At 34.6% G+C, this 21,898-nt stretch carries 28 protein-coding genes, 1 tRNA gene and 1 pseudogene; 27 read left to right on the top strand and 3 right to left on the bottom strand.

The window, feature by feature from the left end; translation table 11 throughout:
• Window positions 1-143 precede the first annotated feature (143 nt).
• The 10 genes and pseudogenes from R1F52_08200 to R1F52_08155 all read left to right on the top strand — a co-directional run bounded on the left by R1F52_08200 (window position 144) and on the right by R1F52_08155 (window position 7,681).
• Window positions 144-2,225: a DEAD/DEAH box helicase gene (locus R1F52_08200; GenBank protein ID WOV93064.1), complete on the top strand. Its 2,082-nt coding sequence runs from the start codon at window positions 144-146 to the stop codon at window positions 2,223-2,225.
• Window positions 2,226-2,358: 133 nt separating this feature from the next.
• Window positions 2,359-2,646, top strand: a complete 288-nt coding sequence (locus tag R1F52_08195) for a hypothetical protein (protein WOV93063.1) — start codon at window positions 2,359-2,361, stop codon at window positions 2,644-2,646.
• A complete protein-coding gene (locus R1F52_08190; protein ID WOV93062.1) occupies window positions 2,643-3,161 on the top strand; it encodes a hypothetical protein in 519 nt (172 codons plus the stop codon). Before R1F52_08195 ends, R1F52_08190 begins: the two co-directional genes overlap by 4 nt.
• Window positions 3,162-3,206: 45 nt before the next feature.
• A pseudogene (locus R1F52_08185) lies at window positions 3,207-4,172 on the top strand (LLM class flavin-dependent oxidoreductase).
• Window positions 4,169-5,278 carry a thiolase family protein gene (locus tag R1F52_08180; protein WOV93061.1) on the top strand — a complete coding sequence of 370 codons (1,110 nt, stop codon included), beginning with the start codon at window positions 4,169-4,171 and terminating at the stop codon, window positions 5,276-5,278. Before R1F52_08185 ends, R1F52_08180 begins: the two are co-directional and overlap by 4 nt.
• Window positions 5,279-5,630: 352 nt before the next feature.
• Window positions 5,631-6,131: a resolvase gene (locus R1F52_08175; protein WOV93060.1), complete on the top strand. Its 501-nt coding sequence runs from the start codon at window positions 5,631-5,633 to the stop codon at window positions 6,129-6,131.
• A 65-nt stretch (window positions 6,132-6,196) separates the two neighbouring features.
• Window positions 6,197-6,643 (top strand): hypothetical protein, encoded by a 447-nt coding sequence (locus R1F52_08170; GenBank protein ID WOV93059.1) that lies wholly within the window; start codon window positions 6,197-6,199, stop codon window positions 6,641-6,643.
• Between the two features lie 59 nt (window positions 6,644-6,702).
• Entirely contained in the window at window positions 6,703-7,068 is a 366-nt protein-coding gene (locus R1F52_08165) for a hypothetical protein (protein ID WOV93058.1), read from the top strand.
• 158 nt (window positions 7,069-7,226) lie between these two features.
• A tRNA-Phe gene (locus R1F52_08160) sits at window positions 7,227-7,300 on the top strand.
• Between the two features lie 252 nt (window positions 7,301-7,552).
• Window positions 7,553-7,681: a hypothetical protein gene (locus R1F52_08155; GenBank protein WOV93057.1), complete on the top strand. Its 129-nt coding sequence runs from the start codon at window positions 7,553-7,555 to the stop codon at window positions 7,679-7,681.
• A 68-nt stretch (window positions 7,682-7,749) separates the two neighbouring features.
• On the opposite strand, the gene R1F52_08150 is transcribed toward R1F52_08155, so the two are convergent.
• The gene (locus tag R1F52_08150) at window positions 7,750-8,481 is read right to left on the bottom strand and encodes a hypothetical protein (GenBank protein WOV93056.1); all 732 of its coding nucleotides are present in this window, start codon (window positions 8,479-8,481) and stop codon (window positions 7,750-7,752) included.
• A 36-nt stretch (window positions 8,482-8,517) separates the two neighbouring features.
• On the opposite strand from R1F52_08150, the gene R1F52_08145 reads away from it, so the two are divergent.
• Together R1F52_08145 and R1F52_08140 are read left to right on the top strand one after the other, a co-directional pair.
• Entirely contained in the window at window positions 8,518-8,907 is a 390-nt protein-coding gene (locus R1F52_08145; protein ID WOV93055.1) for a hypothetical protein, read from the top strand.
• Window position 8,908: 1 nt separating this feature from the next.
• Window positions 8,909-10,804 carry a hypothetical protein gene (locus tag R1F52_08140; GenBank protein ID WOV93054.1) on the top strand — a complete coding sequence of 632 codons (1,896 nt, stop codon included), beginning with the start codon at window positions 8,909-8,911 and terminating at the stop codon, window positions 10,802-10,804.
• 8 nt (window positions 10,805-10,812) lie between these two features.
• Here the strand turns inward: R1F52_08140 and R1F52_08135 are convergent, their stop codons facing one another.
• A complete protein-coding gene (locus R1F52_08135; GenBank protein WOV93053.1) occupies window positions 10,813-11,223 on the bottom strand; it encodes a DUF371 domain-containing protein in 411 nt (136 codons plus the stop codon).
• A gap of 137 nt (window positions 11,224-11,360) precedes the next feature.
• On the opposite strand from R1F52_08135, the gene psmA reads away from it, so the two are divergent.
• From psmA to R1F52_08120, 3 genes are all read left to right on the top strand, one after another.
• On the top strand, window positions 11,361-12,095 hold the full coding sequence (gene psmA / locus R1F52_08130) for an archaeal proteasome endopeptidase complex subunit alpha (protein WOV93052.1): 735 nt from the start codon (window positions 11,361-11,363) through the stop codon (window positions 12,093-12,095).
• Window positions 12,096-12,104: 9 nt separating this feature from the next.
• Window positions 12,105-12,902 carry a putative RNA uridine N3 methyltransferase gene (locus R1F52_08125; protein ID WOV93051.1) on the top strand — a complete coding sequence of 266 codons (798 nt, stop codon included), beginning with the start codon at window positions 12,105-12,107 and terminating at the stop codon, window positions 12,900-12,902.
• Between the two features lie 298 nt (window positions 12,903-13,200).
• Window positions 13,201-14,949 carry a hypothetical protein gene (locus R1F52_08120; protein ID WOV93050.1) on the top strand — a complete coding sequence of 583 codons (1,749 nt, stop codon included), beginning with the start codon at window positions 13,201-13,203 and terminating at the stop codon, window positions 14,947-14,949.
• A gap of 275 nt (window positions 14,950-15,224) precedes the next feature.
• On the opposite strand, the gene R1F52_08115 is transcribed toward R1F52_08120, so the two are convergent.
• The gene (locus R1F52_08115; GenBank protein WOV93049.1) at window positions 15,225-15,692 is read right to left on the bottom strand and encodes a hypothetical protein; all 468 of its coding nucleotides are present in this window, start codon (window positions 15,690-15,692) and stop codon (window positions 15,225-15,227) included.
• Here R1F52_08115 and R1F52_08110 point away from each other — a divergent pair.
• From R1F52_08110 to rplX, 12 genes are all read left to right on the top strand, one after another.
• Window positions 15,691-15,849 carry a hypothetical protein gene (locus R1F52_08110; protein WOV93048.1) on the top strand — a complete coding sequence of 53 codons (159 nt, stop codon included), beginning with the start codon at window positions 15,691-15,693 and terminating at the stop codon, window positions 15,847-15,849. The two genes, R1F52_08115 and R1F52_08110, sit on opposite strands and share 2 nt — an antisense overlap.
• Window positions 15,850-16,376: 527 nt before the next feature.
• On the top strand, window positions 16,377-17,369 hold the full coding sequence (locus R1F52_08105; protein ID WOV93047.1) for a 50S ribosomal protein L3: 993 nt from the start codon (window positions 16,377-16,379) through the stop codon (window positions 17,367-17,369).
• Window positions 17,366-18,172: a 50S ribosomal protein L4 gene (gene rplD / locus R1F52_08100; GenBank protein WOV93046.1), complete on the top strand. Its 807-nt coding sequence runs from the start codon at window positions 17,366-17,368 to the stop codon at window positions 18,170-18,172. The genes R1F52_08105 and rplD overlap by 4 nt, the downstream gene beginning before the upstream one ends.
• Window positions 18,173-18,436 (top strand): 50S ribosomal protein L23, encoded by a 264-nt coding sequence (locus tag R1F52_08095; protein WOV93899.1) that lies wholly within the window; start codon window positions 18,173-18,175, stop codon window positions 18,434-18,436.
• 42 nt (window positions 18,437-18,478) lie between these two features.
• The gene (locus R1F52_08090) at window positions 18,479-18,877 is read left to right on the top strand and encodes a 30S ribosomal protein S19 (GenBank protein ID WOV93045.1); all 399 of its coding nucleotides are present in this window, start codon (window positions 18,479-18,481) and stop codon (window positions 18,875-18,877) included.
• 5 nt (window positions 18,878-18,882) lie between these two features.
• A complete protein-coding gene (locus R1F52_08085) occupies window positions 18,883-19,341 on the top strand; it encodes a 50S ribosomal protein L22 (protein WOV93044.1) in 459 nt (152 codons plus the stop codon).
• A 9-nt stretch (window positions 19,342-19,350) separates the two neighbouring features.
• Window positions 19,351-20,106 carry a 30S ribosomal protein S3 gene (locus R1F52_08080; GenBank protein ID WOV93043.1) on the top strand — a complete coding sequence of 252 codons (756 nt, stop codon included), beginning with the start codon at window positions 19,351-19,353 and terminating at the stop codon, window positions 20,104-20,106.
• Window positions 20,103-20,306: a 50S ribosomal protein L29 gene (gene rpmC / locus R1F52_08075; protein WOV93042.1), complete on the top strand. Its 204-nt coding sequence runs from the start codon at window positions 20,103-20,105 to the stop codon at window positions 20,304-20,306. The genes R1F52_08080 and rpmC overlap by 4 nt, the downstream gene beginning before the upstream one ends.
• On the top strand, window positions 20,303-20,566 hold the full coding sequence (locus R1F52_08070; protein WOV93041.1) for a ribonuclease P protein subunit: 264 nt from the start codon (window positions 20,303-20,305) through the stop codon (window positions 20,564-20,566). Before rpmC ends, R1F52_08070 begins: the two co-directional genes overlap by 4 nt.
• Window positions 20,563-20,886: a 30S ribosomal protein S17 gene (gene rpsQ / locus R1F52_08065; protein ID WOV93040.1), complete on the top strand. Its 324-nt coding sequence runs from the start codon at window positions 20,563-20,565 to the stop codon at window positions 20,884-20,886. Before R1F52_08070 ends, rpsQ begins: the two co-directional genes overlap by 4 nt.
• The gene (locus R1F52_08060; GenBank protein ID WOV93039.1) at window positions 20,886-21,308 is read left to right on the top strand and encodes a 50S ribosomal protein L14; all 423 of its coding nucleotides are present in this window, start codon (window positions 20,886-20,888) and stop codon (window positions 21,306-21,308) included. The genes rpsQ and R1F52_08060 overlap by 1 nt, the downstream gene beginning before the upstream one ends.
• Window positions 21,309-21,896, top strand: coding sequence for a 50S ribosomal protein L24 (gene rplX / locus R1F52_08055; GenBank protein ID WOV93038.1), 588 nt, complete (start codon window positions 21,309-21,311; stop codon window positions 21,894-21,896).
• Window positions 21,897-21,898 lie beyond the last annotated feature (2 nt).

The following is a 21,898-nucleotide window of genomic DNA, read 5'->3' as shown; positions in this document are numbered from 1 at the left end:
TATTATTCATCTAGTATTGTGTAATATTCTGCTATGATTTTGCGTTTAATGGTTTATTAGTGGCTATTTAAAATCTAATTTGTAAAATAATGATGGATTTGGCAATCGAGCTTTTTCTGTCATTGCTTGGAAGATGAAAAAAAATGACCACGTTTAATGAATTGGGACTAAAACAGTCTATTCTTGATGCCATCAAGGATTTAGGATTTGAAACGCCATTCCCTATACAAGAAGCTTCAATTCCTACAATACTTGCAGGACGTGATGTAGTGGGACAAGCTCATACTGGTACTGGAAAAACTGGAGCTTATGGAATAGCTATGTTGAATAATATAGAACCCAACAAAATTATCAATGGTCTTGTTATTGCACCGACCCGTGAGCTTGCATTACAAATTACAAACGAACTTCGTAAATTTGGTAAATATACTGGTGTAAAAATAGCCACAATTTATGGTGGACAGAGTATGAATCTTCAATTGGATGCACTTGATGCAGGTTTGGATATTCTCGTTGCAACCCCTGGACGGTTAATCAATCATATTAAACGTGGTTCCATACAACTTAATGATATAACACATGTTGTTTTAGATGAAGCTGATAACATGTTAGATATGGGATTTGTTGATGACATTCAATTTATTTTAAATCTTGTGCCAGAAAAACGAACTGTATCTTTGTTTTCAGCTACAATGCCTATTCCGATACTACGCCTTTCTGAGAATTATCTTAAAAATCCAAAACAATTCCTACTTGACGCCGATGATTTGAGTGGTGAGGGTATAAATCAATCGTACCTTGTCATTAAAGATAGGGAAAAAGAACAACACCTGCTTAATTTTATAAAAGACAATACTGGTCAAACTATTGTATTTTGCTCTACGAAGTACAGAACTAGAGACGTTCTTCATATGGTGCGTCACGCAAATTACTCTGCTGTTGGAATTGAAGGTGATATGTCACAACATAAACGTGAACAATCAATGACTAAATTTAGGCAAGGTAATGCTGATATTTTAGTTGCTACCGATGTAGCTGCCCGTGGTATAGATGTTCCAATGGTGGCACTAGTTGTAAACTATGATGTGCCAAATCAAGAGATGATTTATTTTCATAGAATTGGCAGAACTGCACGAGCTGGCGCTGAAGGCAAAGCTATAACCCTTGTATCTTACTCATCTATCGGTGATTTCAATATAATAAAAAAACAAATCAAGGCCACATTGCGTGATTTAAATGAAGAAATGGGAATAAAGATTGATTTAGTATATCCACTCAAACGTGATCTTAGTCGTAGATTTTTTGGTCGTGGAGGTAGCGGAAGAAGTAGAGATGGAAGTTATCGTGGAGGCAGATCTGGTGGACGTGATTATCGTAATGGTGGATCTAGAAGTGGTGGTTTTGGCAGAGGTAGATCCAGTAGACGAGATTCTAAACCAGGTGAAAGTTCTAGTGGCGGTTACAGAGGCGGAAGTTCTAGTGGCGGTTACAGAGGCGGAAGTTCTAGTGGCGGTTACAGAGGCGGAAGTTCTAGTGGCGGTTACAGAGGCGGAAGTTCTAGTGGCGGTTACAGAGGCGGAAGTTCTAGTGGCGGTTACAGAGGCGGAAGTTCTAGTGGCGGTTACAGAGGCGGAAGTTCTAGTGGCGGTTACAGAGGCGGAAGTTCTAGTGGTGGTTACAGAGGCGGAAGTTCTAGTGGCGGTTACAGAGGCGGAAGTTCTAGTGGCGGTTACAGAGGCGAAAGTTCTAGTGGCGGTTACAGAGGCGAAAGTTCTAGTGGCGGTTACAGAGGCGAAAGTTCTAGTGGCGGTTACAGAGGCGAAAGTTCTAGTGGCGGTTACAGAGGCGGAAGTTCTAGTGGTGGTTACAGAGGCGGAAGTTCTAGTGGCGGTTACAGAGGCGGAAGTTCTAGTGGTGGTTACAGAGGCGGAAGTTCTAGTGGTGGTTACAGAGGCGGAAGTTCTAGTGGTGGTTACAGAGGCGGAAGTTCTAGTGGTGGTTACAGAGGCGGAAGTTCTAGTGGCGGTTACAGAGGCGGAAGTTCTAGTGGTGGTTACAGAGGCGGAAGTTCTAGTGGCGGTTACAGAGGCGGCTCAAGATTTGATAAATCTAGTGGTAATCGAAATCATGATCAAAGTGATAATAAATCAAATTACAAGAGTTATTCCTCAAAATCTGACGGTTCTAAAAAATCAAGTTTCAAACGTAGTAGTGAATCTAAATAATAGATTGTAAATATTATCCTACTTTCTTATACATTCAATCTATTCATCGCATAATATTTGAAAATAGATGCATATCTACACAGATAAAATAATATGAAAATACTCATATTCTAATCGAATTTACATTATGCGTATGGATAAAATTAATTATGAAGGAACTGTGTGGGTTATCAACCACAATAACCCTGTGCCTCTAGTTGAGCACACAATTAAGAAATTAAAAAAATATGGAATTTTAAAAGAGGATATTGTTCTCACTGATGCTCCTGAAAATGTAAAAGTGGATCAAATTGTTATAGAAATTTGGCCATATCATTTGGATGTTGGGCGAGTGCGAACAATTCGTAATGAATCATTTATCAGCGGAACTGTAATGACAATAGAATTAAAAACAGATAGTGCTGGCATATATGTAGATTGAAAAGAAAAACACGCAGACGTATTTGGCTTGTATCTTTTGTTTGTTTATTCAGTATTGCGATAATTGGTTATTTTTATTCTACTGATCAAATAAAACAACGTGGTTTTGAATTTGGTGTACAATTACAATCCATACAATCTGAACTTAAAGTTAATCAATTAGAATTTGACTCAATTTTTTCACAATGGGAAGAAGGTGATCCCAGTACGCAAGAATTTATTCAATACTCTGAAACACATCTTGAAAATCTTAATGTGTTGTTAAATGAATATGGTATCCTTATGCCACCTACTACATTTCAGCCGGCCGTTGCCCTCTTTGAACTATCTACTGAATCTCAAATTCAAAGCGATATGGCACTAGTGCAATGGGTAAAGACTGGTGATAAATCTTACAAGATACGTTCAGATGATTTATTTCAAGAAGCATTTCAGTATGAATTGAGTGCCCTTTCTTTGTATAATGCTGCTAAATCTGGCGTATTTGGATTGACTATATCTGATACTGCCCCTTGACTCTATTCAATACCTTTACAATACCTATCATTCAACATTGACCTCATGAGGGTATCCTACAGTCTCGGTTCATTGTTGTCAATTTCTGATGTATTGTCTTGTGTGGATACAATACAATCGCCTGGACCTGATACGGTTTGGATACCTGAAACATGGGGTGTGGACTCGTTTAGCATGATGAGCTCATTATCTAGTAGATTGTCTTCTCGTTTGGGCTCCTCTATTGTTAATATCTATTCTAGGAGTCCTACTCTGATCGCAATGAGTGCTGCTACTGTCAATAGTATTTCTCAAGGACGGTTACTACTTGGACTTGGTACTAGCAGTTTATCAATTGTAGAAGATCTTCATGGTTTAAAATTTGAACAGCCATTATCGCGTATGAACGAATACATTGATATAATTCGTCTTGCATTATCTGGATCAAAAATTACTTTTACTGGAAAATTCTTTCATTTAAAAAATTTCGTACTACTAACCAAACCACAAAATATTCCAATATATGTCAGTCTGCCATTAATGATAACATGATTAAATTCAGCTTGGAATAAAGCTGATGGCGTAATTTTTTATCTTAGACCATTATCTGGATTATCTTCCTTTGTTGATAAATTACAAAAAACAAGACAAATTGATGTTGCATGTCAAATTATAACTTGTGTATCTGATGATGAAGAAAAAGCAACAGTACGTGGCAAGAAAACATTGGCATTTTACATAGCGGTTGGTTCAATATATCGTAAATTTTTATCAGAACATGGCTATGATACTATAACTTGTAACATATATGATGAATATCAACGCACTGGATTATCAAACATTCATGAATTAATTCCTGATTCGATGTTGTCTGATTTGGCCATTTGTGGAACCCCACAAACATGTCCAAGCCAACTTTCTAAATTTACGAATGCAGGAATCACTCATCCCATACTACAGTTCAATCCCGTTGATAACACTTGTGAATCGTTTAAACTATTTTCATCCACATTTTCTGGTGAATGTGATTGAGCAAAGTAGGCATATCTGCATGTGGATTGCGTAAATTCTCACAATCTGATGATTCTGTAGAATCTATTATGCTCGATGCTGTCAAAGCATTATTCTCTGACTGTCCTGAATTCTCCAAAGATGATGTTGATACTCTTTTGGTATCTACAAATGACCACTCCAAGTATCTTGGTGCGATAATATCTGAATCTATTGGAATATCTCCACAGACTGCTCATACAGTTGAACATCTATGCAGTTCCGGAACTAATGCTATTGTATCGGCATATTCATACATAAAATCAGTTCTTGCAAATGCGGTTGTTGTTGTGGGTGCAGATAAATTTGCTAATCCTGGATTAGTACTTGATTGGGATTTGTCTCGTAGTCAATACGCTCATCCTAAGTTTTGGGCATCAATTTTTACACATGCATACAAGGAAAAATATAATATTACACAAAAAGATTCAGCTACAATTCCTGTAAAAAATCATAAACAAGCTCAACAAAATCCTTATGCACAGTCTACTACAACATATTCTATAGATGATGTATTAAATTCTAAATCTATAACTGATGATTTGAATCTCCTAGATTGCTCACGTTCATGTACTGGTAGCTGTGCTGTTCTCCTACTCTCTGAAAATCTTGCTAAATCTTTACATCAAAAACCTGTATGGATAACCGGTATCGGTCAAAAAACGCACTCTGCCAGATTTACAAAAATTAAAGATCTTACTAAACCTAATTCAATAATTTCTGCTGGAAAATCTGCTTTTACTATGGCTAAAAAAGATCCTCAACGTATAGATGTTGCTGAAGTTCACGATGCGTTCTCTGTATTTGAACCCTTGATTATTGAAAATTTAGGATTAACAGATTATGGTAATGGGATGTCATATTGTCAAACCCTGCTTGACACTGGAGATAATAAAATTAATCCTCGTGGTGGTCTTTTGGGATCTGGTCATCCTCTTGGCGCTACTGGTGTATCTCAAGTAGCAGAAATAACATTACAATTACAAGGCAGAGCTGCTAGCAGACAAGTGGATAATCCAACTGTGGGTCTTGTACATAACATGTCTGCGGCAGCTACGTCATCAACTGTTTTGGTATTGGAAACATGAAAAACAATAATTCCATTACATATGGTAAATGTTCAAAATGTAATGTAATTATTTGGCCAACTTGGGGTTTTTGTACCACTTGTCTGGGGGGACTNACTCAGTACACTACACAACAGGGTGTGATACTGGTTCACTCTAAATCTGATAATGATGTATTTTGTTTAGTAGAATTTGAACAATCTATAAGAATTCTTGGTAAATTGATAAATCCTCCAAAATTAATAAAAATTGGTCAAAGAGTAAGAATTACAGATTATTATAACCTTAAATTAGAAATTTCAATAATTTAGATTGGGTTATTATTAAATTACCTTTGGTTTATTTAAAACTCATTTGTAATTCACGTTAGAATATGGTAAAATACACGACAAATAATCGCAGAATTGCTAAAATTCGTCGTACACGTGGATATGCATGGGAAGATACCTTGGTAAAACGATTTCGACAACTCGATGATTGGCATGCTTTTAGATTGGGCTCTCCAAGTACTGGGTTACCTGATATCATTGCTATTAACAACATAAAAAAAACACTAATTGTGGGAGAGGCAAAATCTGGAACTGCAGATTCGCTACAAGTCCCAGCTCATCAAATTATTAGGTGTGTTAACATTGCCGAATCTTTCACTGTGTATAAAAAACGTATTGTTCTACTTGCATTCAAATTTATCTCAAAAAGACGTGTGGGTGTTGGACAATATGAACCCAGAGAATTACGAGAATTTTATAAAATTTGGGATGTAAATTATGCGATAAATGACTATACCTGTACGTATGATGGTGATGTATATGAGGTGAATAGTAAACGACAAATGAAAATTGATTTGAAAAATTACAAAGTACCGTTTCTCTAATTTTTGTGCACGCTATATTCTTGTGTATTTGTAACCTTTTTTTACCCCCAGGGATATAATTTAACATGGTAGATGATAAAGATCAAACCCCCGATGTTGATCCAGTGGTGGAATCTTTACTTGATTCTATACCTGAACACAATAAATCAGAGCGTGATTTTGAAGAATTTATTGATGAACGTGTATTGATTAGTCATGATATGATGGGAACTAAGCAGTTAAAAATCAAAATTGTTGAAATCTCTGATGAAATTTCACCTTTAAGATGGAAGTTTGGTGATCGTGTAAAGGCAGATAAAATTCTTGTAACTATAAAGCATCTTGATACCCAAACCGTTGAGGAGTCTGAATTTGATATTGCCTCTATTGAACAAGAATTGAAAGAAAAACGTCATTATAGTTCTAGTAATCGTTGGGTTCCTACTGTAAATATAAAAAATGGATATGTTACAAATGATCGTCATACAACATTAATCAGTGACGCAGTAGCGTTAGATTATATAGTATTTTAATGATTTAGGGGTTTTATTCTAAATACTTAAAAAGTATAGTTTTTTATAAAATCCTAATTATGAATCGTATAAAACATTCATCAGCATCAAAGAAGAAATCTACAAAGCCAAAACCAAAAAAATCTACCAAGTCCACCTCTGTCAAACAATCTAAAAAAATTAATCTTGAGGGTAAAACAAAAAAATCTAAGATTAGCAAAACACCAAACATAAAGTCTAAATCTACAAAAAAATCAAAATCAACAAATCATAAATCGTCTCCAAAACCCACTTTGAAATCTTCAACAAAATTTCAAAATTATGATGACTTGAGTAGTATAGGAATTGTTGTAGTTGATGATGTACTTGACTATAACAAAGATGCTGAATTAGAAGAACGTCGTGCATATCTTGAAGAATCTCGTTCTCAAGATACATCTGATTAGTTTTTTTGTCTTTGTTTAATATTTCAATTTTTAATCACTAGATACTAAACATCGTTCATATTTTTGATCTCTAGTTATTTAAGCACTAATTTGAAATTTATAGTTATACAAAATCTATTAGATATACTTTAATTGACATTTTTTAAAAACTACACTATGCCACGGTAGCTCAGCCCGGGAGAGCACTCGGCTGAAGACCGAGTCGTCGTGCGTTCAAGTCCCGCCCGTGGCATATTTACTTTCATACCATGACATCTTGTATATTGTCTAGATTTTATACTGGTCTATTTACCATATTATATGGGATTGTTAACCAAACTTTTCATAATTATACCACTGGTTACTTTTGGAATCGTCATTTTTAGTTTTGGTGTTTATAATATTTTGTGTAGAAATGGTAATTGGGATTATCTTTCGTGCTAAATTTAATACTAGAATTGCCAAAAACATATTATTTTATATATGTATATCGTATATAATACACATGACAGTAAAATTACAGATTTATCTGGATCGTATATTTGGGAAAGGTTTCTATGAATCTGCAAATCTGTATAATGATAATCTGTTTGATGACATATATTCTGAAAATTTCTCTGAGAAATTCAGCTGAACATTTCCCTCATTCTTTTCAAATTATTTTATTAGCAATAATCTCTTACTTTACTGAACAGCAAAACTCTATATGTAAAGATCAATTACGATAAAACACAATACTCCGAGCATAAATGGTGTTACTGGAAGTATTGGCCATACATATCTATCCTTTGCAGCACATCTTAATTCTGCATCATCATTAGATGTTTTCTGATTTATTAAATCATAATTTAATTTCCATTTATCTTCCATTTTTACATCAATTGGAATTACCATTTTATCATCATTGATATTCTTGTATATTGTAAATATTGCATAAATTCTATGTATCTCTGACATGTCAAATCCTTCTAGAAATTTATTACCCTTTATTACATTTTTTAGATTTTTAAATAAAACCATGCCATGATGATATAAACTTACAAATCCTAATCCTATGATTGATATTAAAATTGGTATGGGCAAATGAATAATACTAATATTTTCTAAATTCCACTGTATTGATAGATTTGAAAGTATACCTAAATCACCAATTTCTACAATTGGTAGTATAATTCCTAACGTTAGAATACTATACACATCCCCTGTAGCCATTTTTTTATATCGAAGTAGAATCACCAATGTTAGAATCAAAAATAAACTATGTGATGTGATAGCTAGAAAATCAACATCTTCCCAATCTAGTATGTATAATGATAATCCTATACCTGCAGACGCATAAAACCAGACCACACCGATCTTTCTTTCTTTGATATCCATGTATGCGTATATTACAAATATGATTATCGCTATGGTTCCTCTAATAATGTATAGCATATTTTACGTTAAATATTTTAATTTTTAAAGCGAATTATGACAGTTGTATTTTATATTTTTTTAATACACATGTGTCTAATTCCATGTGTTCTCCTTTCAGTGTATGGTGATGTATTGTATCATGATGTAGTTACAGGTGGCAGTATTTTTCATTCAAGCCCATCTAGTATCATTTATCCCTGTAATGTGCATGCATCTATTACCACTAACAGTATTTCTTATAATGGTGGCAACAGAAATAACCCTGACGGAACATTTTATCCTGGTGATGCGTTTACATATGTCATATTAACTTGGTATACGGCAAACCAACACTGTGATTTTTTTCAACCATGTCCATTACACCTATCATCCTATACTAGTCTAAGGCAGTCGTGTGTTCCACATAGATTTCTTGAGGATTCAGAATCATATAATTTATGGTGATTTGGGTTCTAAAAGTAATTCTGGTATATTTCAAATACCAATTGATGCTACAAATAGTAATGTGGGTTCAATTATAAAAAAAGTACACGTAAAAGGATATTCGTGTTTTAAACATGAACGTTGGCAATGTGGTTGGACTCTATATCAGGCAACTATATCATTCAAACCTAAATTAGTAGATGTATCACAATTTCAAATAAATGTTGAATTTGTGACACTACAAGATTCAGATGGTTATGATTCTCGTAATCTAGATGATACATTTTATCTACATGATCCAATTGTATCTCAGCATACAATATCTTATCCGTGGAAGAATGAGAGGTTGAAAACCTTGTCTGTATCTCTGCTTGCATCTGCTGAACCCTTGAATACTGAGTATGAATTTAGATGCTCTGCTCTGAACTGTCCACACACAGTATCTTTCAACAACTATTCCTCACCTACCAAGCATTATCAATACGCCGACGGATACACCATTCATAATGCCACATCTCATGATTTTCTAGGTGTACATGATGTTATACATACTGTTACCCTTCAAAACATACAGCAAACATTGTGGAAAATACAATCTGATGAAACGATTTATGTTGTAAAATACAATCCTAAATTCAAATCATATCCATTTATCTCATTTATAGATGGACACCAATATGCAGATGAGAATAGATTTGGAATTGCTTTGAAATATCTTGGGGTATTAGATAATGATCAAATTTATCCTGAACGACGAAGCAAAATAAATAATGTGCATAGTATATCATATGGTTTGTACAATACACAAATACATATTTTGAGTGATTTAAAAAATAACTCTTGGGTAGGATCTGCCCCTTTTAATTATTCACCAAATAATGAATCATTTGATCATTTTGTGTATTCGGATACTAGTGGAATGTTTTATCACGATGGGTATGCTATTATTTATTACACAATTAATGATATTAGAGAACAATTACAACGCACTGAATATCGTAACGTTACCATACTTTCTACTTTATCCTCTCTTGATTTTGCTGGACGGGATGTTACATGGCTTGTACATAACACCATTAAATTACCAATTGAACCGAACACGATATTTAGAACTGATTTGAGCATACAACGTACAGGTTCAAATAATAATTCTACGATCGTCCAAATAACTCCACATATGAGATCAGGCGTCTTGTACATTGATGATTATTTATCAGACAAAGCGTTGTATGATACAAATGATGTTGGACTAGCTAAAATTATTAAAAACAGCACATATTCTACAGATATTACTACAACTAGTTCTAAAGATAATTTTGTTGTACCTTTTTTCAAGACTGCTGTCTATTTTTATGATCGTAATGCTAGTCAAAACACTCCTGTACCTGCGTATAACGCCACAGATGCTCAATGGTACGACTATTATCTGAGAAATAATCGTGATGCAATTTTAAAATCTCCACGTTTTCTTGGCATGATACTGAGTGCTCCTTACACCATATCTATACAAAATAACAATTTTATCTCAAATTTATCTCTAAATCAATTCACTCACGTCAAAAATCTAACAATTCATATAAATCAATTATTGAATAATACCTTGACTGTTTCACAAAATACTGATGTGTTGACTTTACATCCTGACGATACATTTTACCCTATTACTACACTATTTCTAAATGATACAAAATTAAATATAGATTGTGAGTTTGGTTGTACAATTCCAATTAATCCTAATTATGGATATACACTTGATGCTATAAATATTTGGGGTGGTAAGGCACATGCTACCATTCTTCCAAACCCTACTCCACGTTTATCTTTTTCATATTCTATTATAATTGACGGTGTTCTAGCTGCGATGTTAATAATATCTGCATTCTTTTTAGGGAAAAAATTATTTTTCATGTTACGCTAATTTTTAATCTATATGTCTATGCGCAATGTACCGCACATTTGAGGATCTCTTAATTTTTTAATCATATTGCGTGGAATTTTATCTGCAGCTCCATCTGCACCTATGGCAATAGTTCTAGGGCATGTAAAATTACTAGTTCGAATTACAATATCTGATTCATGTGACAACCCCAACTGTTCAGATCCTCTAGCTATAATCTTAAACTCTATATCTTCAACCTCTAATGTGAATCGTATTGTCTTATCTGGGTCATTTAGCCTATCCTTGATATGTTGAGGGAGGTCTCTACATCCATGAGTTGCACCCACTCCAACTATACAATCTCCTCTTGTTGTCAGCTCTGTATCCTTGGTGATCTCTATTGTTGTAGAGTGCATAGCGAGTATATTTTTGTGACCATGAAATCCTACCTTAAACATGAATTTCTCAGGACTGTATCATTTTTATTCATATGTGTAATTTTCAACTAATTACACCATGACGGCGTATTGTGTCATTCATCTATAAATCTCTTTCAAGCACGGTTTAAATTAAACACTATTAGAATTATCATAAATTGCTTCCAGCACAACAAGGTTATGATCGCGCAATAACTGTTTTTTCACCAGATGGTAGATTATACCAAGTAGAGTATGCCATTGAAACCATCAGACGTGGTTCAATCACAGTTGGTATATCGTGTAATGATGGTGTAATAATGGCAGTGGAGGAGAAAACACTTAAACTCCAAATCGGTGATACTGTACAAAAAATATTTCAAATTGATGATCATGTAGGAATTGCGGCCGCTGGGTATATTCCAGATGCTCGTAGTCAAGTAGATAACGCTAGATTTTTTTCACAAAGTAATAAATTAATTTATGATGAACCTGTTGACATTGAAGAAATTGCAAAACATTTAGCAGATCAATGTCAACAATATACACAATTTGCCGGTGTACGTCCATTTGGTGTGGCATTAATTATTGCAGGAATCAATCGTGGTAAAAGTACATTATATCTTACAGATCCAAGTGGAACATTTGTACAATATGATGCTGTAGCTATTGGTTCGGGCTCTGATGACGTGACATCTTTTCTAGAGAAACACTACAAGATGGATTTGTCTATGGATGATGCACTACAATTATCTGTCGCTGCCATTAATATGACTCATGAGGACAAGACTGAATCTGTGCAGACACGTATTGCTAAAATCTCTACTATTGATACAAAATTTGAAATTTTATCAAATGATGCTGTTGATAAACTTGTATCTCTAGCAAAAGAAAAATACCCCGCTAAAAAATAAACGTTATTCATGACTATCTCTATAGCAATTCCAGACTCTTCACTAGAGGACGAACATAGACATGTGGATAAAACAAGAAAGATATCTCTTATCGGTCGTACATGTGCAATATTTGGAATAGATACCATATACATCTACAAAGATACAGGTACAAGAGATGATCAAACCCTGTTGTCTACGATACTGCGTTACATGGAAACTCCTCAATTTTTACGCCGTTTTGCATTTCCAAAAATTAATGATTTGAAATATGCTGGAGTGTTAAGCCCATTACAAACGCCACATCATACTGTAACTTCTAATGTTAAAAAAATTAAAAAAAATGATATACGTGATGGTTTAGTGTTGAATACAAAAAATGAGAAATTTGTAGATGTAGGTTTTGGTACAAAAATACCTTATAGAGGTAAACAACCAACCGGAAAGAGAATATTGGTACAATTTACATCAGAATACCCAACACTTGCTATCAGAGAAGTTGATCCATCACAACATTCGGAATTTCGAGGTTATGCAGTCAAAGAAAGAAATAATTTGTATTCTCTTCTTACTGAGTGGACTGGAAAAATTATCCTAACCTCTAGGAAAGGCAAATTTAGTACCCCCAGCATATTACATTCTTATCATGATTCAAATCTCTTGCTAGTCTTTGGTAGTACTAGTCGTGGAATACATGATATGTTGGGCTCGCGACTTGATAATATTCAAAACTCACGCATGTTGAATTTCTTTCCTAATCAGCAAACTAAAACAGTTCGACTTGAAGAGGCATTGTTGGGAATTTTATCAATAATTAACGCTGCCTGACCCATTTTTTGCTTAATCATGTGTAAAGTTATGTGGGGAATCTTGAAAAAGTTTCATCTATACATCAAATCATAATATTTGCACATGAATTCTCGTCACTAAAATTACAAATTTGTCAACATTTTCATTAAATTTATCGTGTCATATTTTATATTTGAGAAACGTTGGGCTAGTAAAAAGATTAGAGAGACCTGAGTGGATGGGGGTGGGGATACTCTTGTGTGAAATAATTTGATTTGACACACAACAGAATCTCTTGTGTGATAATTCTTAAATACAATTGTCGTCAAAATTATTGATGATGCGAAATCACTTTGCAATAAAAAGAAATGATAGTGCTATGTCATTTTTATTTTCAGTATGCCTCCTTTCAGTAATTTCTATAATCTTGAATCCTGCATTTGCAAACGATGATGACTCTTACATACAAGAGTTGGAATCACTTAATGGGGAAATTATACAAGCTTTTGACGAAATTAATAAAGTTTTAGTCGAATATGACACATTAAATGCAAAGTATGGCTTTATGTCTGATTTTTCTGATGAAGACCAGATACGTTATGATAAAGAATTAAAAATAATTGATAAAAAATACGAAAAAACTGTCCAGAAATTTGATACAATAGACGCAAAGTATGACCGTACATATACTAATCTTTCAGATGAGGAATTTGCACGTTATGATAAAGAACTAAAAATAATTGATGAAAAATTTGAAAAATCTATTCGGAAATTTGACACAATAAACGTAAAGTATGGCTTTACAAACAACCTACTTTCAGATGAAGAATTTGCACGTTATGAAGAAGAAATTAAAAAGACTTCTGACGAATTTAATAAAATTCAAGCCGAATTTGACACAATAGACGCAAAATATGGCTTTACAAACAACCCACTTTCAGACGAAGAATTTGAACGTTATGATAAAGAACTCGAACAGGTCTCTAACAACCTTCTTAAAATTACAGCCGAATATGATTCAGTATTCACAAAGTATGGCTTTATATCACCTGATCTTTCAGATGAAGAATTTGCACGTTATGATAAAGAACTTAGACAAGTTTCTGACGATATTGATAAAATTACAGCCGAATATGATTCAGTAAACACAAAGTATGGCTTTACATACCCTGATCTTTCAGATGAAGAATTTGCACGTTATGATAAAGAAATCAACAAGGCTTATGAGAAGACTGATATAATTACAGCCGAATACGATACAGTAAACACAAAGTATGGCTTTACATACCCTACTTTTTCAGATGAGGAACAGATACGTTATGATGAAGAACTAGAAAGAATTGATGGAACATTCGAAAAATCTATACAAGAATTTGACGCGTTACACGCAAAGTATGGCTTTACATACACTGATCTTTCAGATAAAGAACAGATACGTTATGATGAAGAACTACAAATAATTGATGAAAAATTTGAAAAATCTATCCAAGAATTTAACACCTTAAACTCAAAGTATGGTATTAGATCTCCTATTCTTTCAGATAAAGATCTGATACGATACGAGAAAGAACTACAAATAATTGATGAAAAATTTGAAAAATCTATCCAAGAATTTGGCATAATTGATGCAAAGTATGGCTTTACATCTCCTAATCTTTCAGATAAAGAACAGATACGTTATGATGAAGAACTACAAATACTTGATAAAAAATACGAAAAATCTATCCAAGAATTTGACATAATTGATGCAAAGTATGGCTTTACACTCCCTGATTTTTCAGATAAAGAACAGATGCAGTACAATGAAGAGCTGCAAATACTTGATGAAAAATACGAAAAATTTATCCAGGAATATGACATAATTGATGCAAAGTATGGCTTTACACTCCCTGATCTTTCGGATGAAGAGCACATACGTTATGGTGAAGAACTAGAAGAAATTAATAAAAAATACGAAAAATCTATCCGAGAATTTGACATAATCGATGCAAAGTATGGCTTTACATCCCTAATCTTTCAAACAAAGAATTTGCACGTTATGACGAAGAAATTAGAAAGACGTCTGATGAAATTGATAAAATCATAATTGAATACGATACATTAAACGCAAAGTATGGCTTAATTTATTCTGATTTTTCAGATGAAGACTTTGCACGTTATGACGAAGAAATTAGAAAGACGTCTGATGAAATTGATAAAATTACAACTGAATATGATACATTAGACGTAAAGTATGGATTAATACCTCCCGTTATTTCAGATGAGGAACAGACACAATATGAGAAAGAACTACAAATAATCGATGAAAAATTTGAAAAAACTCAACAAGTATTAGCAGATCTAAATGAAAAATTGACTGCGCTAGAAAAGAAATATGGTGAAAGTTGATATGGGTGCTGCTAACCTCAAAATGTTTTTAACTGTATTTTGCATCTCTGTATTATTTGGATCAGTATCTGTTGCTAACATAGATGCACAATCATCATCTCCTGTATTGCCAACAACACCAACATTTGAAAGACCAACAACACCAACATTTGAAAGACCAACAGCACCAACATTTGAAAGACCAACAGCACCAACATTTGAAAGACCAACAACACCAACATTTGAAAGACCAACAGCACCAACATTTGAAAGACCAACAGCACCAACATTTGAAAGACCAACAGCACCAACATTTGAAAGACCAACAGCACCAACATTTGAAAGACCAACAGCACCAACATTTGAAAGACCAACAGCACCAACATTTGAAAGACCAACAGCACCAACATTTGAAAGACCAACAGCACCAACATTTGAAAAGCCTACAATCCCAACTACCATGACCGAAGAGATTGCAAAATCAACAGCAGATCCTAAACCCATGTCTGAAAAAAAATGTGAAAGTGGTACTGTACTAGTTGATGGATATTGTAAAGTAATAGAAGAAAAGCCAACAGGATTTTGGAACTGGTTATTGGGATTGTTTGGACTAGTATAGTGTAAAAAGTATTTTTATATTTATGACAATGATAAGAACAAATAAAAATTGGGAAATTATTTTGTCCCTATAGGAGAACGTTTTGGGTATACTATCGCATGCGTGGGTATTGAAGAACATCAGTGATAATGATAGATAACGAGTTGTTGATATGTAATGTGTGGCTTTGGTAAATGTGTTATTGTTTAGTAAATAAAATGTACATAAACCAATGAGGACAGTCATAATTGGTAAATTTATGGAATCATACCTATTTAGGAGCATACGTAGGGTGGTGACTCGGATATAGTTGAGTAGATGCACATTTCTCACTACTACTATTTCCCTTAACATTAATTAAAAACACCATATTCTCAAATATCGTGTCAGGTTCTAAACGATTTTTGCTGGTTGCAATATGTGTGGGGGCTATTGGAATACTAGTTGGTTCTATTACTATTTGGCATGCCCTACAAAATCTATGATCTTCTTCTCTCTGATCTTTTCTTTATAAGTATATAATAGGGACATTGGGATTTTTAACATTCATGGGTCATAGAAAACACAGTCAGCCACGAAGAGGAAGTTTAGCATATCTGCCTAGAGGCCGTGCGCAGAGTATGGAGGCACGAATCCGTACTTGGCCCCGTGACACTGCTAATGAACCACATCTACTTGGTCATGCAGGATTCAAAGCTGGATGTGTACAGATTGTAAGTATTGATGATCGTGAAAAGACTGCCAATTTTGGAAAACAACTAGTCAGTCTTGGTACTGTTATTGTTACTCCACCATTATTCATGATTGGAGTCAGAGGGTATTCTAAAGATAGCAATGGCAGACATGCTGAATTTGATGTTTATTCTTCAGACATCCCAAAATCAATTACTAAACACCTGTCATTTCAAAATGGTGAAAACGCTTTAGATAAAGCAAAACTTTTACTTCCACGAATAGCAGAAATTTATGCTCTAGTAACCATCACTCCTAGTGATGTGGGTTTAGATCAGAAAAAACCATATGTCTTTGAGATTGCAATTAGTGGCGGTAATATAATAAAACAATTTGAATATGTTGAGAATCTTTTAGGTAAACCTATTACACTTAGTGATGTGTTTGAGCATGGTTCTAGAGTTGATGTTGGAGCAATTACCAAAGGTAAGGGTTGGCAAGGTGTAATTAAGAGATACGGTGCGAAGAAAAAACAGCACAAATCCCGCAAAACTGTTCGTGAGCTTGGCAGTTTGGGTCCAATATCTCCCCAATATGTAATGTATACAGTTCCACGAGCTGGTCAAATGGGGTTCCATCAACGTGTAGAATATAACAAAAGAATTATGGTAGTTGGAAATACCGAAAATGATAAAATGGTTATTAATCCTGCTGGTGGTTACAAACATTTTGGAAATGTTATTGGTGATTTTATAATTCTCAAAGGCTCCGTACCTGGAACTTATCGCAGATTAATCAAATTACGAGCACAGGCAAGAAACGTTCCTGCCAAAATTACAAAGCCAAATGTATTGGAAGTGATTGTATGAATATACTAAATTTATCAGGTAAATCAAGCGGTACTGTTACTCTTCCTCCAATCTTTGATACCCCGTTTAGAAAAGATGTCATACGAAATGTATACAAAATTTTAAACACTCATAAATTTCAACCACAGGGAAGACATCCAACAGCTGGCATGGATGTTGTTGCCGACTCTAATGATCCTCCTACTGGTCGTGGTGTATCTCGTATAGTGAAAATGCGTGGTGGTGGCGGTGGACGACAAGGTCAAGCAGGCGAAGTGGCATCTATACGTGGTGGAAGACAAGCACATCCTCCAAAGGTCGAAAAAGTTATTTATAAAAAAATAAATAAAAAAGAAAAATTATTTGCCTTGTGCTCTGCAATTGCAGTGACTAGTTCTAAAGATATTGTTGAATCTAGAGGACACAAGGTTGAAAAAATTAAAGATTTTCCACCAATTGTTTCTGATGATATCGAATCTGTAAAGACTGCAAAACAAATGAAAGAAGTTTTAAATTCTTTAAATCTTACAGATGATGTTAAACGACTTGAATCTAGACGTGTACGATTTGGAAAACCTGCACTACGTGGTAGAGGGAAAAAAGTTGGTAAAAGCGTATTGTTTGTAGTGAATGATTCTAAAATGTTAACAAAGGCATGTGGTGGATTTCCAGGTGTAGATGTACGGATGGCCTCTGATCTAAGCGTACTTGATTCAGCTCCTGGCTCTGACACAATAAGATTAACTGTATATACAAAGGGAGCACTTGATACAATATCTAAAATCAAATCCCCACTTCTTGAATTGGCGGCGAAATTAAATTGAATACTGATTCTTGCTTCAAAAATTATATTAAAACCACATATTACTGAAAAGACGTTCGAGCTTGTTGAACGTGAAAATAAACTGTGTTTTATAGTAAGTTTAGATTCTACCAAATCTGACATTAAAGTGGCTATTAATACTCTTTATGGCGAGACTATCATCAAGGTTAATACAGTGAGAACAATATCTGGGAAAAAAGCATTCGTTCAGTTTGAGTCTGTAGAGAATGCTAGAAATTTAGCTTCAAAAATAGGTATGTTGTAGAATGATTATTAAAGTCGTTAATTGGGGTAGAGTGGTATAGAAATGGCAAAAAAATTTAATTTTCGTGGATTAGAGCTAGAACCACTGCAAAAACTCTCAAATGACGAATTGTTGAAAATTCTTCCATCTAGACAACGTAGATTTTTACTACGCGCAAATTTTAATGACTCTAAACGTAGTCTGATTGCTGAAATTAAAGACACCGCTGATGGAAAAAGCAAAAAAATCATTAAAACTCATATTCGTGATTTAATAATTCTTCCATATATGATTGGAGTAACCGTAAACGTATTTTCTGGAAAAGAGTTTAAACCCGTTGTATTATCCATAGAGATGATTGGTCATTCTCTGGGGGAGTATGTGATAACCAACAAAAAAGTATCACACGGTGCTCCAGGCGTAGGTGCATCTCGTTCCAGTCTATACGTTCCGTTAAAGTGATTATTATGGGTAGATTCGATTATGCTTTTCAAAATTTTGATGAAACACGCCACATCCGTGCATCTGCTAGAGAAAAAGACATATCCCATAAACATGCTCGTGAGATTGCACATTCACTACAGGGAAAAAAGATTGAAAAAGCTCGTGATTACTTGCTTGCAGTAGTGAAAAAAACACGCGCCATACCTTTTCAAAGATATAAAAATCAAGTCGGTCATCGTTCTGATCCTAAAATGATGTCTGGACGTTATCCTGTAAAATCTGCACAGGAATTTCTAAAACTCTTGGATAATTTGGAATCTAATGCTGAATACAAGGGTATGGACATGGACCGTTTAAAACTTGTAAATATTGTGGTTCATAAAGGCAGACCAGTAAAGCGATTCATTCCACGTGCTATGGGTAGAACTACACCAAAAAATAATTATATGACGCATATTGAAATGGTTGCAATGGAGGCATAGAGGGAAGAATTGTCTGCTGTAAAAAATATAATAAATGATAACTATAAAAATATGCAATTAGTTGATTATATTCGAGATACTATTAGCGAGGCTGGTTTCTCTCATACTACTATTGCACGATCTCCAACTGGAACTAAAATTACTCTTTATGTGACTAGACCTGGAATTGTGATCGGACGTAAGGGTGCTGGTATTCGTGAAATAACGGCAACCTTGGAGAATAAATATGATGTAAAGAATCCTCAAATATCTATTGAGGAGATCAAACACCCTGAACTGTCACCAAGCGTTATGTGTAGTCGTATGGCTGGACATCTAAAACGTGGCACTGCTTTTCGTCGGGCCACCATGTGGACATTGAGACAGATTATGGATGGTGGAGCAATGGGTGTTCAAATCACAATATCTGGTAAATTACGTGGTGATCGTTCTGCATTTGAAAAACATACATCTGGTATACTTCCACGTGCTGGACATCATGCCAGTGTTATAGTAAATGAAGATATTGCTCATGTTCAAACTCCAATGGGATTGATTGGTGTTCGTATTAGAATAGCACACAAAGATCGCCTTGTGCCTGAGTTTGAATTGTTATCTAAAAAATCATCCAAATCTGCTGAAAGTCAATCGCCTGAATCCACTGAAACAAAACCTAAATCCACTAATACAGATAATTCGACTTCTGATGTCCAAACTGAATCTGAATTAATTCAAAAAGAGGCGCAAGAGATGGTTCAAAACAACACTGCTAGGGATGATACATGACTCGAATTAGTATGAAATCTATCAGTTCCTTGTCTGAAAAGGATTTGATTAAGAAAATTACCTCTACAAGAGCTGATTTGAGAAAATTACTTATAGATTCTGCAATGGGTACAATACGTAAAGAGAGTGGTAAAATAACTCCTCTACGACGTGATATTGCACGTATGAAGACACAATTAAATGAGTTGAGACGAAATTGATAACCTCACAAAATATTCTAGCACATGAATTTATAGGACTACACACTAAAATTATACAATCTGCAAATAACTCTCTTGTTGGATTGTGTGGACTTGTATCCTTTGAGACAAAATCAATGTTTCACTTTACAAACCCAAATAAACAAATCCCAAAATCTATGTGTACATTTGAATTTACACTTCCAGATGGTAGTAACGTGATTGTTGATGGCAAAAAAATTATAAAGAGACCTCAGGATAGGAATAGGGTTATACAATGAAAAATATAGGACTTCCAGTTAAAACCACAGGGAAAATTGATCCCCTAGATAAAAATAATCCTTTCAACGGTACCTTACCTATTAGAGGTAAATTATTTGAGGGAGCCGTAATGAGTGTAAAATCGAAAAATACTGTTACTATTCAAAAAGATATTCCAGTTTATTTTGATAAATTTCAAAGATATGGGCGTAGTACAAGTAGTATTCATGCTCATGTGCCTTCTAATCTTGTTGTACATGAAGGTGATCATGTGGTTGCAGCCGAATGTCGTCCTATTGCCAAATCTGTATCCTTTGTTGTAGTGGAGGTTAAAGAATAATGGGCACATCATCTACCAAAGGTATTCAAGAATTTCGTCCATATGTGACTCGCTCACTCCCAATAGGTGCCCAAATCACTTGTGCTGATAACACAGGTGCTAAAATATTAGAAATTGTAATGGTTCAAAAGATAAAGACTAGAACATCTAGACTCCCTGCTGCATCTGTGGGTGATTTTGTGAATGTAGTGGTAAAAAAAGGCCCAGCTGAACTACGCAAACAAGTTCACGGTGCTGTTATAATCAGACAAAAATATGCTGTACGTCGTCTTAATGGCATACGCGTTATGTTTGAGGACAATGCTGCTGTTATAATTACACCTGAAGGCGAAGTAAAGGGTACTGATATCAAAGGTCCTGTCGCAATAGAAGCATCAGAGAAATGGCCAAGAATTGCAAACTTGGCATCAACGGTGGTATAAATGAAACCGACAAAAATGCGCAACATGCAAACTTATCGGGCCACTTTTAACAAACGAAGTAAAGGAGTTTCATGTGCTCTATCTACTAATTTACGAAAAAAATATGATGCACGAAATATACGTGTTGTAACCGGTGATGGTGTAACAGTAGTACGTGGGGAATATAAACAAGTTCAAGGTAAAGTGTCGAAAGTGTCTACTCTTAATGGAAGACTTGCTATTGATGGTATAAAGAAAGAAAAAGGTAAGGGTGAAAAATTTGATGTTATGATACATGCATCAGCTGTAGTCATTACTGATCTAAATACTGATGATCAATGGCGTATGAAAAAATTAAAGAAAGGACGTGATATTATTGATGATAAAGATCCGATATCTAAAGACTCTGCCACTGTAACATCTACTCCTAAAACTGTAAAACCCAAGGACGTCAAAACTGTAAAACCTACTTTAAAGAGTACCCCAAAACCCAAGGATATCAAAACTGTGAAACCTACTTTGAAGAGCACACCAAAGCCCAAGTCTAAACCCACTATTAAAAAATCTACTAGTAACGCTGAAAATATTAAAGGTAAGAAGAGTGATTAATC

This window comes from Nitrosopumilaceae archaeon AB1(1) (assembly GCA_033471095.1).
Lineage (GTDB): Archaea > Thermoproteota > Nitrososphaeria > Nitrososphaerales > Nitrosopumilaceae > Nitrosoabyssus > Nitrosoabyssus spongiisocia.
This window is presented reverse-complemented; position numbering and strand designations above follow the sequence as displayed.

Bases quoted from the DNA above. Each gene is read 5' to 3' on its own strand.
- R1F52_08105 (WOV93047.1), top strand. From the start codon at position 16,377: ATGGGTCATAGAAAACACAGTCAGCCACGAAGAGGAAGTTTAGCATAT.
- R1F52_08110 (WOV93048.1), top strand. From the start codon at position 15,691: ATGACCGAAGAGATTGCAAAATCAACAGCAGATCCTAAACCCATGTCT.
- R1F52_08145 (WOV93055.1), top strand. From the start codon at position 8,518: ATGACAGTTGTATTTTATATTTTTTTAATACACATGTGTCTAATTCCA.
- R1F52_08135 (WOV93053.1), bottom strand. From the start codon at position 11,223: ATGTTTAAGGTAGGATTTCATGGTCACAAAAATATACTCGCTATGCAC.
- R1F52_08085 (WOV93044.1), top strand. From the start codon at position 18,883: ATGGGTAGATTCGATTATGCTTTTCAAAATTTTGATGAAACACGCCAC.
- R1F52_08090 (WOV93045.1), top strand. From the start codon at position 18,479: ATGGCAAAAAAATTTAATTTTCGTGGATTAGAGCTAGAACCACTGCAA.
- rplD (WOV93046.1), top strand. From the start codon at position 17,366: ATGAATATACTAAATTTATCAGGTAAATCAAGCGGTACTGTTACTCTT.
- R1F52_08170 (WOV93059.1), top strand. From the start codon at position 6,197: ATGGTAGATGATAAAGATCAAACCCCCGATGTTGATCCAGTGGTGGAA.
- R1F52_08060 (WOV93039.1), top strand. From the start codon at position 20,886: ATGGGCACATCATCTACCAAAGGTATTCAAGAATTTCGTCCATATGTG.
- R1F52_08175 (WOV93060.1), top strand. From the start codon at position 5,631: ATGGTAAAATACACGACAAATAATCGCAGAATTGCTAAAATTCGTCGT.
- R1F52_08200 (WOV93064.1), top strand. From the start codon at position 144: ATGACCACGTTTAATGAATTGGGACTAAAACAGTCTATTCTTGATGCC.
- R1F52_08115 (WOV93049.1), bottom strand. From the start codon at position 15,692: ATGGTAGTTGGGATTGTAGGCTTTTCAAATGTTGGTGCTGTTGGTCTT.
- R1F52_08165 (WOV93058.1), top strand. From the start codon at position 6,703: ATGAATCGTATAAAACATTCATCAGCATCAAAGAAGAAATCTACAAAG.
- R1F52_08125 (WOV93051.1), top strand. From the start codon at position 12,105: ATGACTATCTCTATAGCAATTCCAGACTCTTCACTAGAGGACGAACAT.
- rpsQ (WOV93040.1), top strand. From the start codon at position 20,563: ATGAAAAATATAGGACTTCCAGTTAAAACCACAGGGAAAATTGATCCC.
- R1F52_08155 (WOV93057.1), top strand. From the start codon at position 7,553: ATGACAGTAAAATTACAGATTTATCTGGATCGTATATTTGGGAAAGGT.
- R1F52_08120 (WOV93050.1), top strand. From the start codon at position 13,201: ATGATGCGAAATCACTTTGCAATAAAAAGAAATGATAGTGCTATGTCA.
- R1F52_08195 (WOV93063.1), top strand. From the start codon at position 2,359: ATGGATAAAATTAATTATGAAGGAACTGTGTGGGTTATCAACCACAAT.
- R1F52_08150 (WOV93056.1), bottom strand. From the start codon at position 8,481: ATGCTATACATTATTAGAGGAACCATAGCGATAATCATATTTGTAATA.
- rplX (WOV93038.1), top strand. From the start codon at position 21,309: ATGAAACCGACAAAAATGCGCAACATGCAAACTTATCGGGCCACTTTT.
- rpmC (WOV93042.1), top strand. From the start codon at position 20,103: ATGACTCGAATTAGTATGAAATCTATCAGTTCCTTGTCTGAAAAGGAT.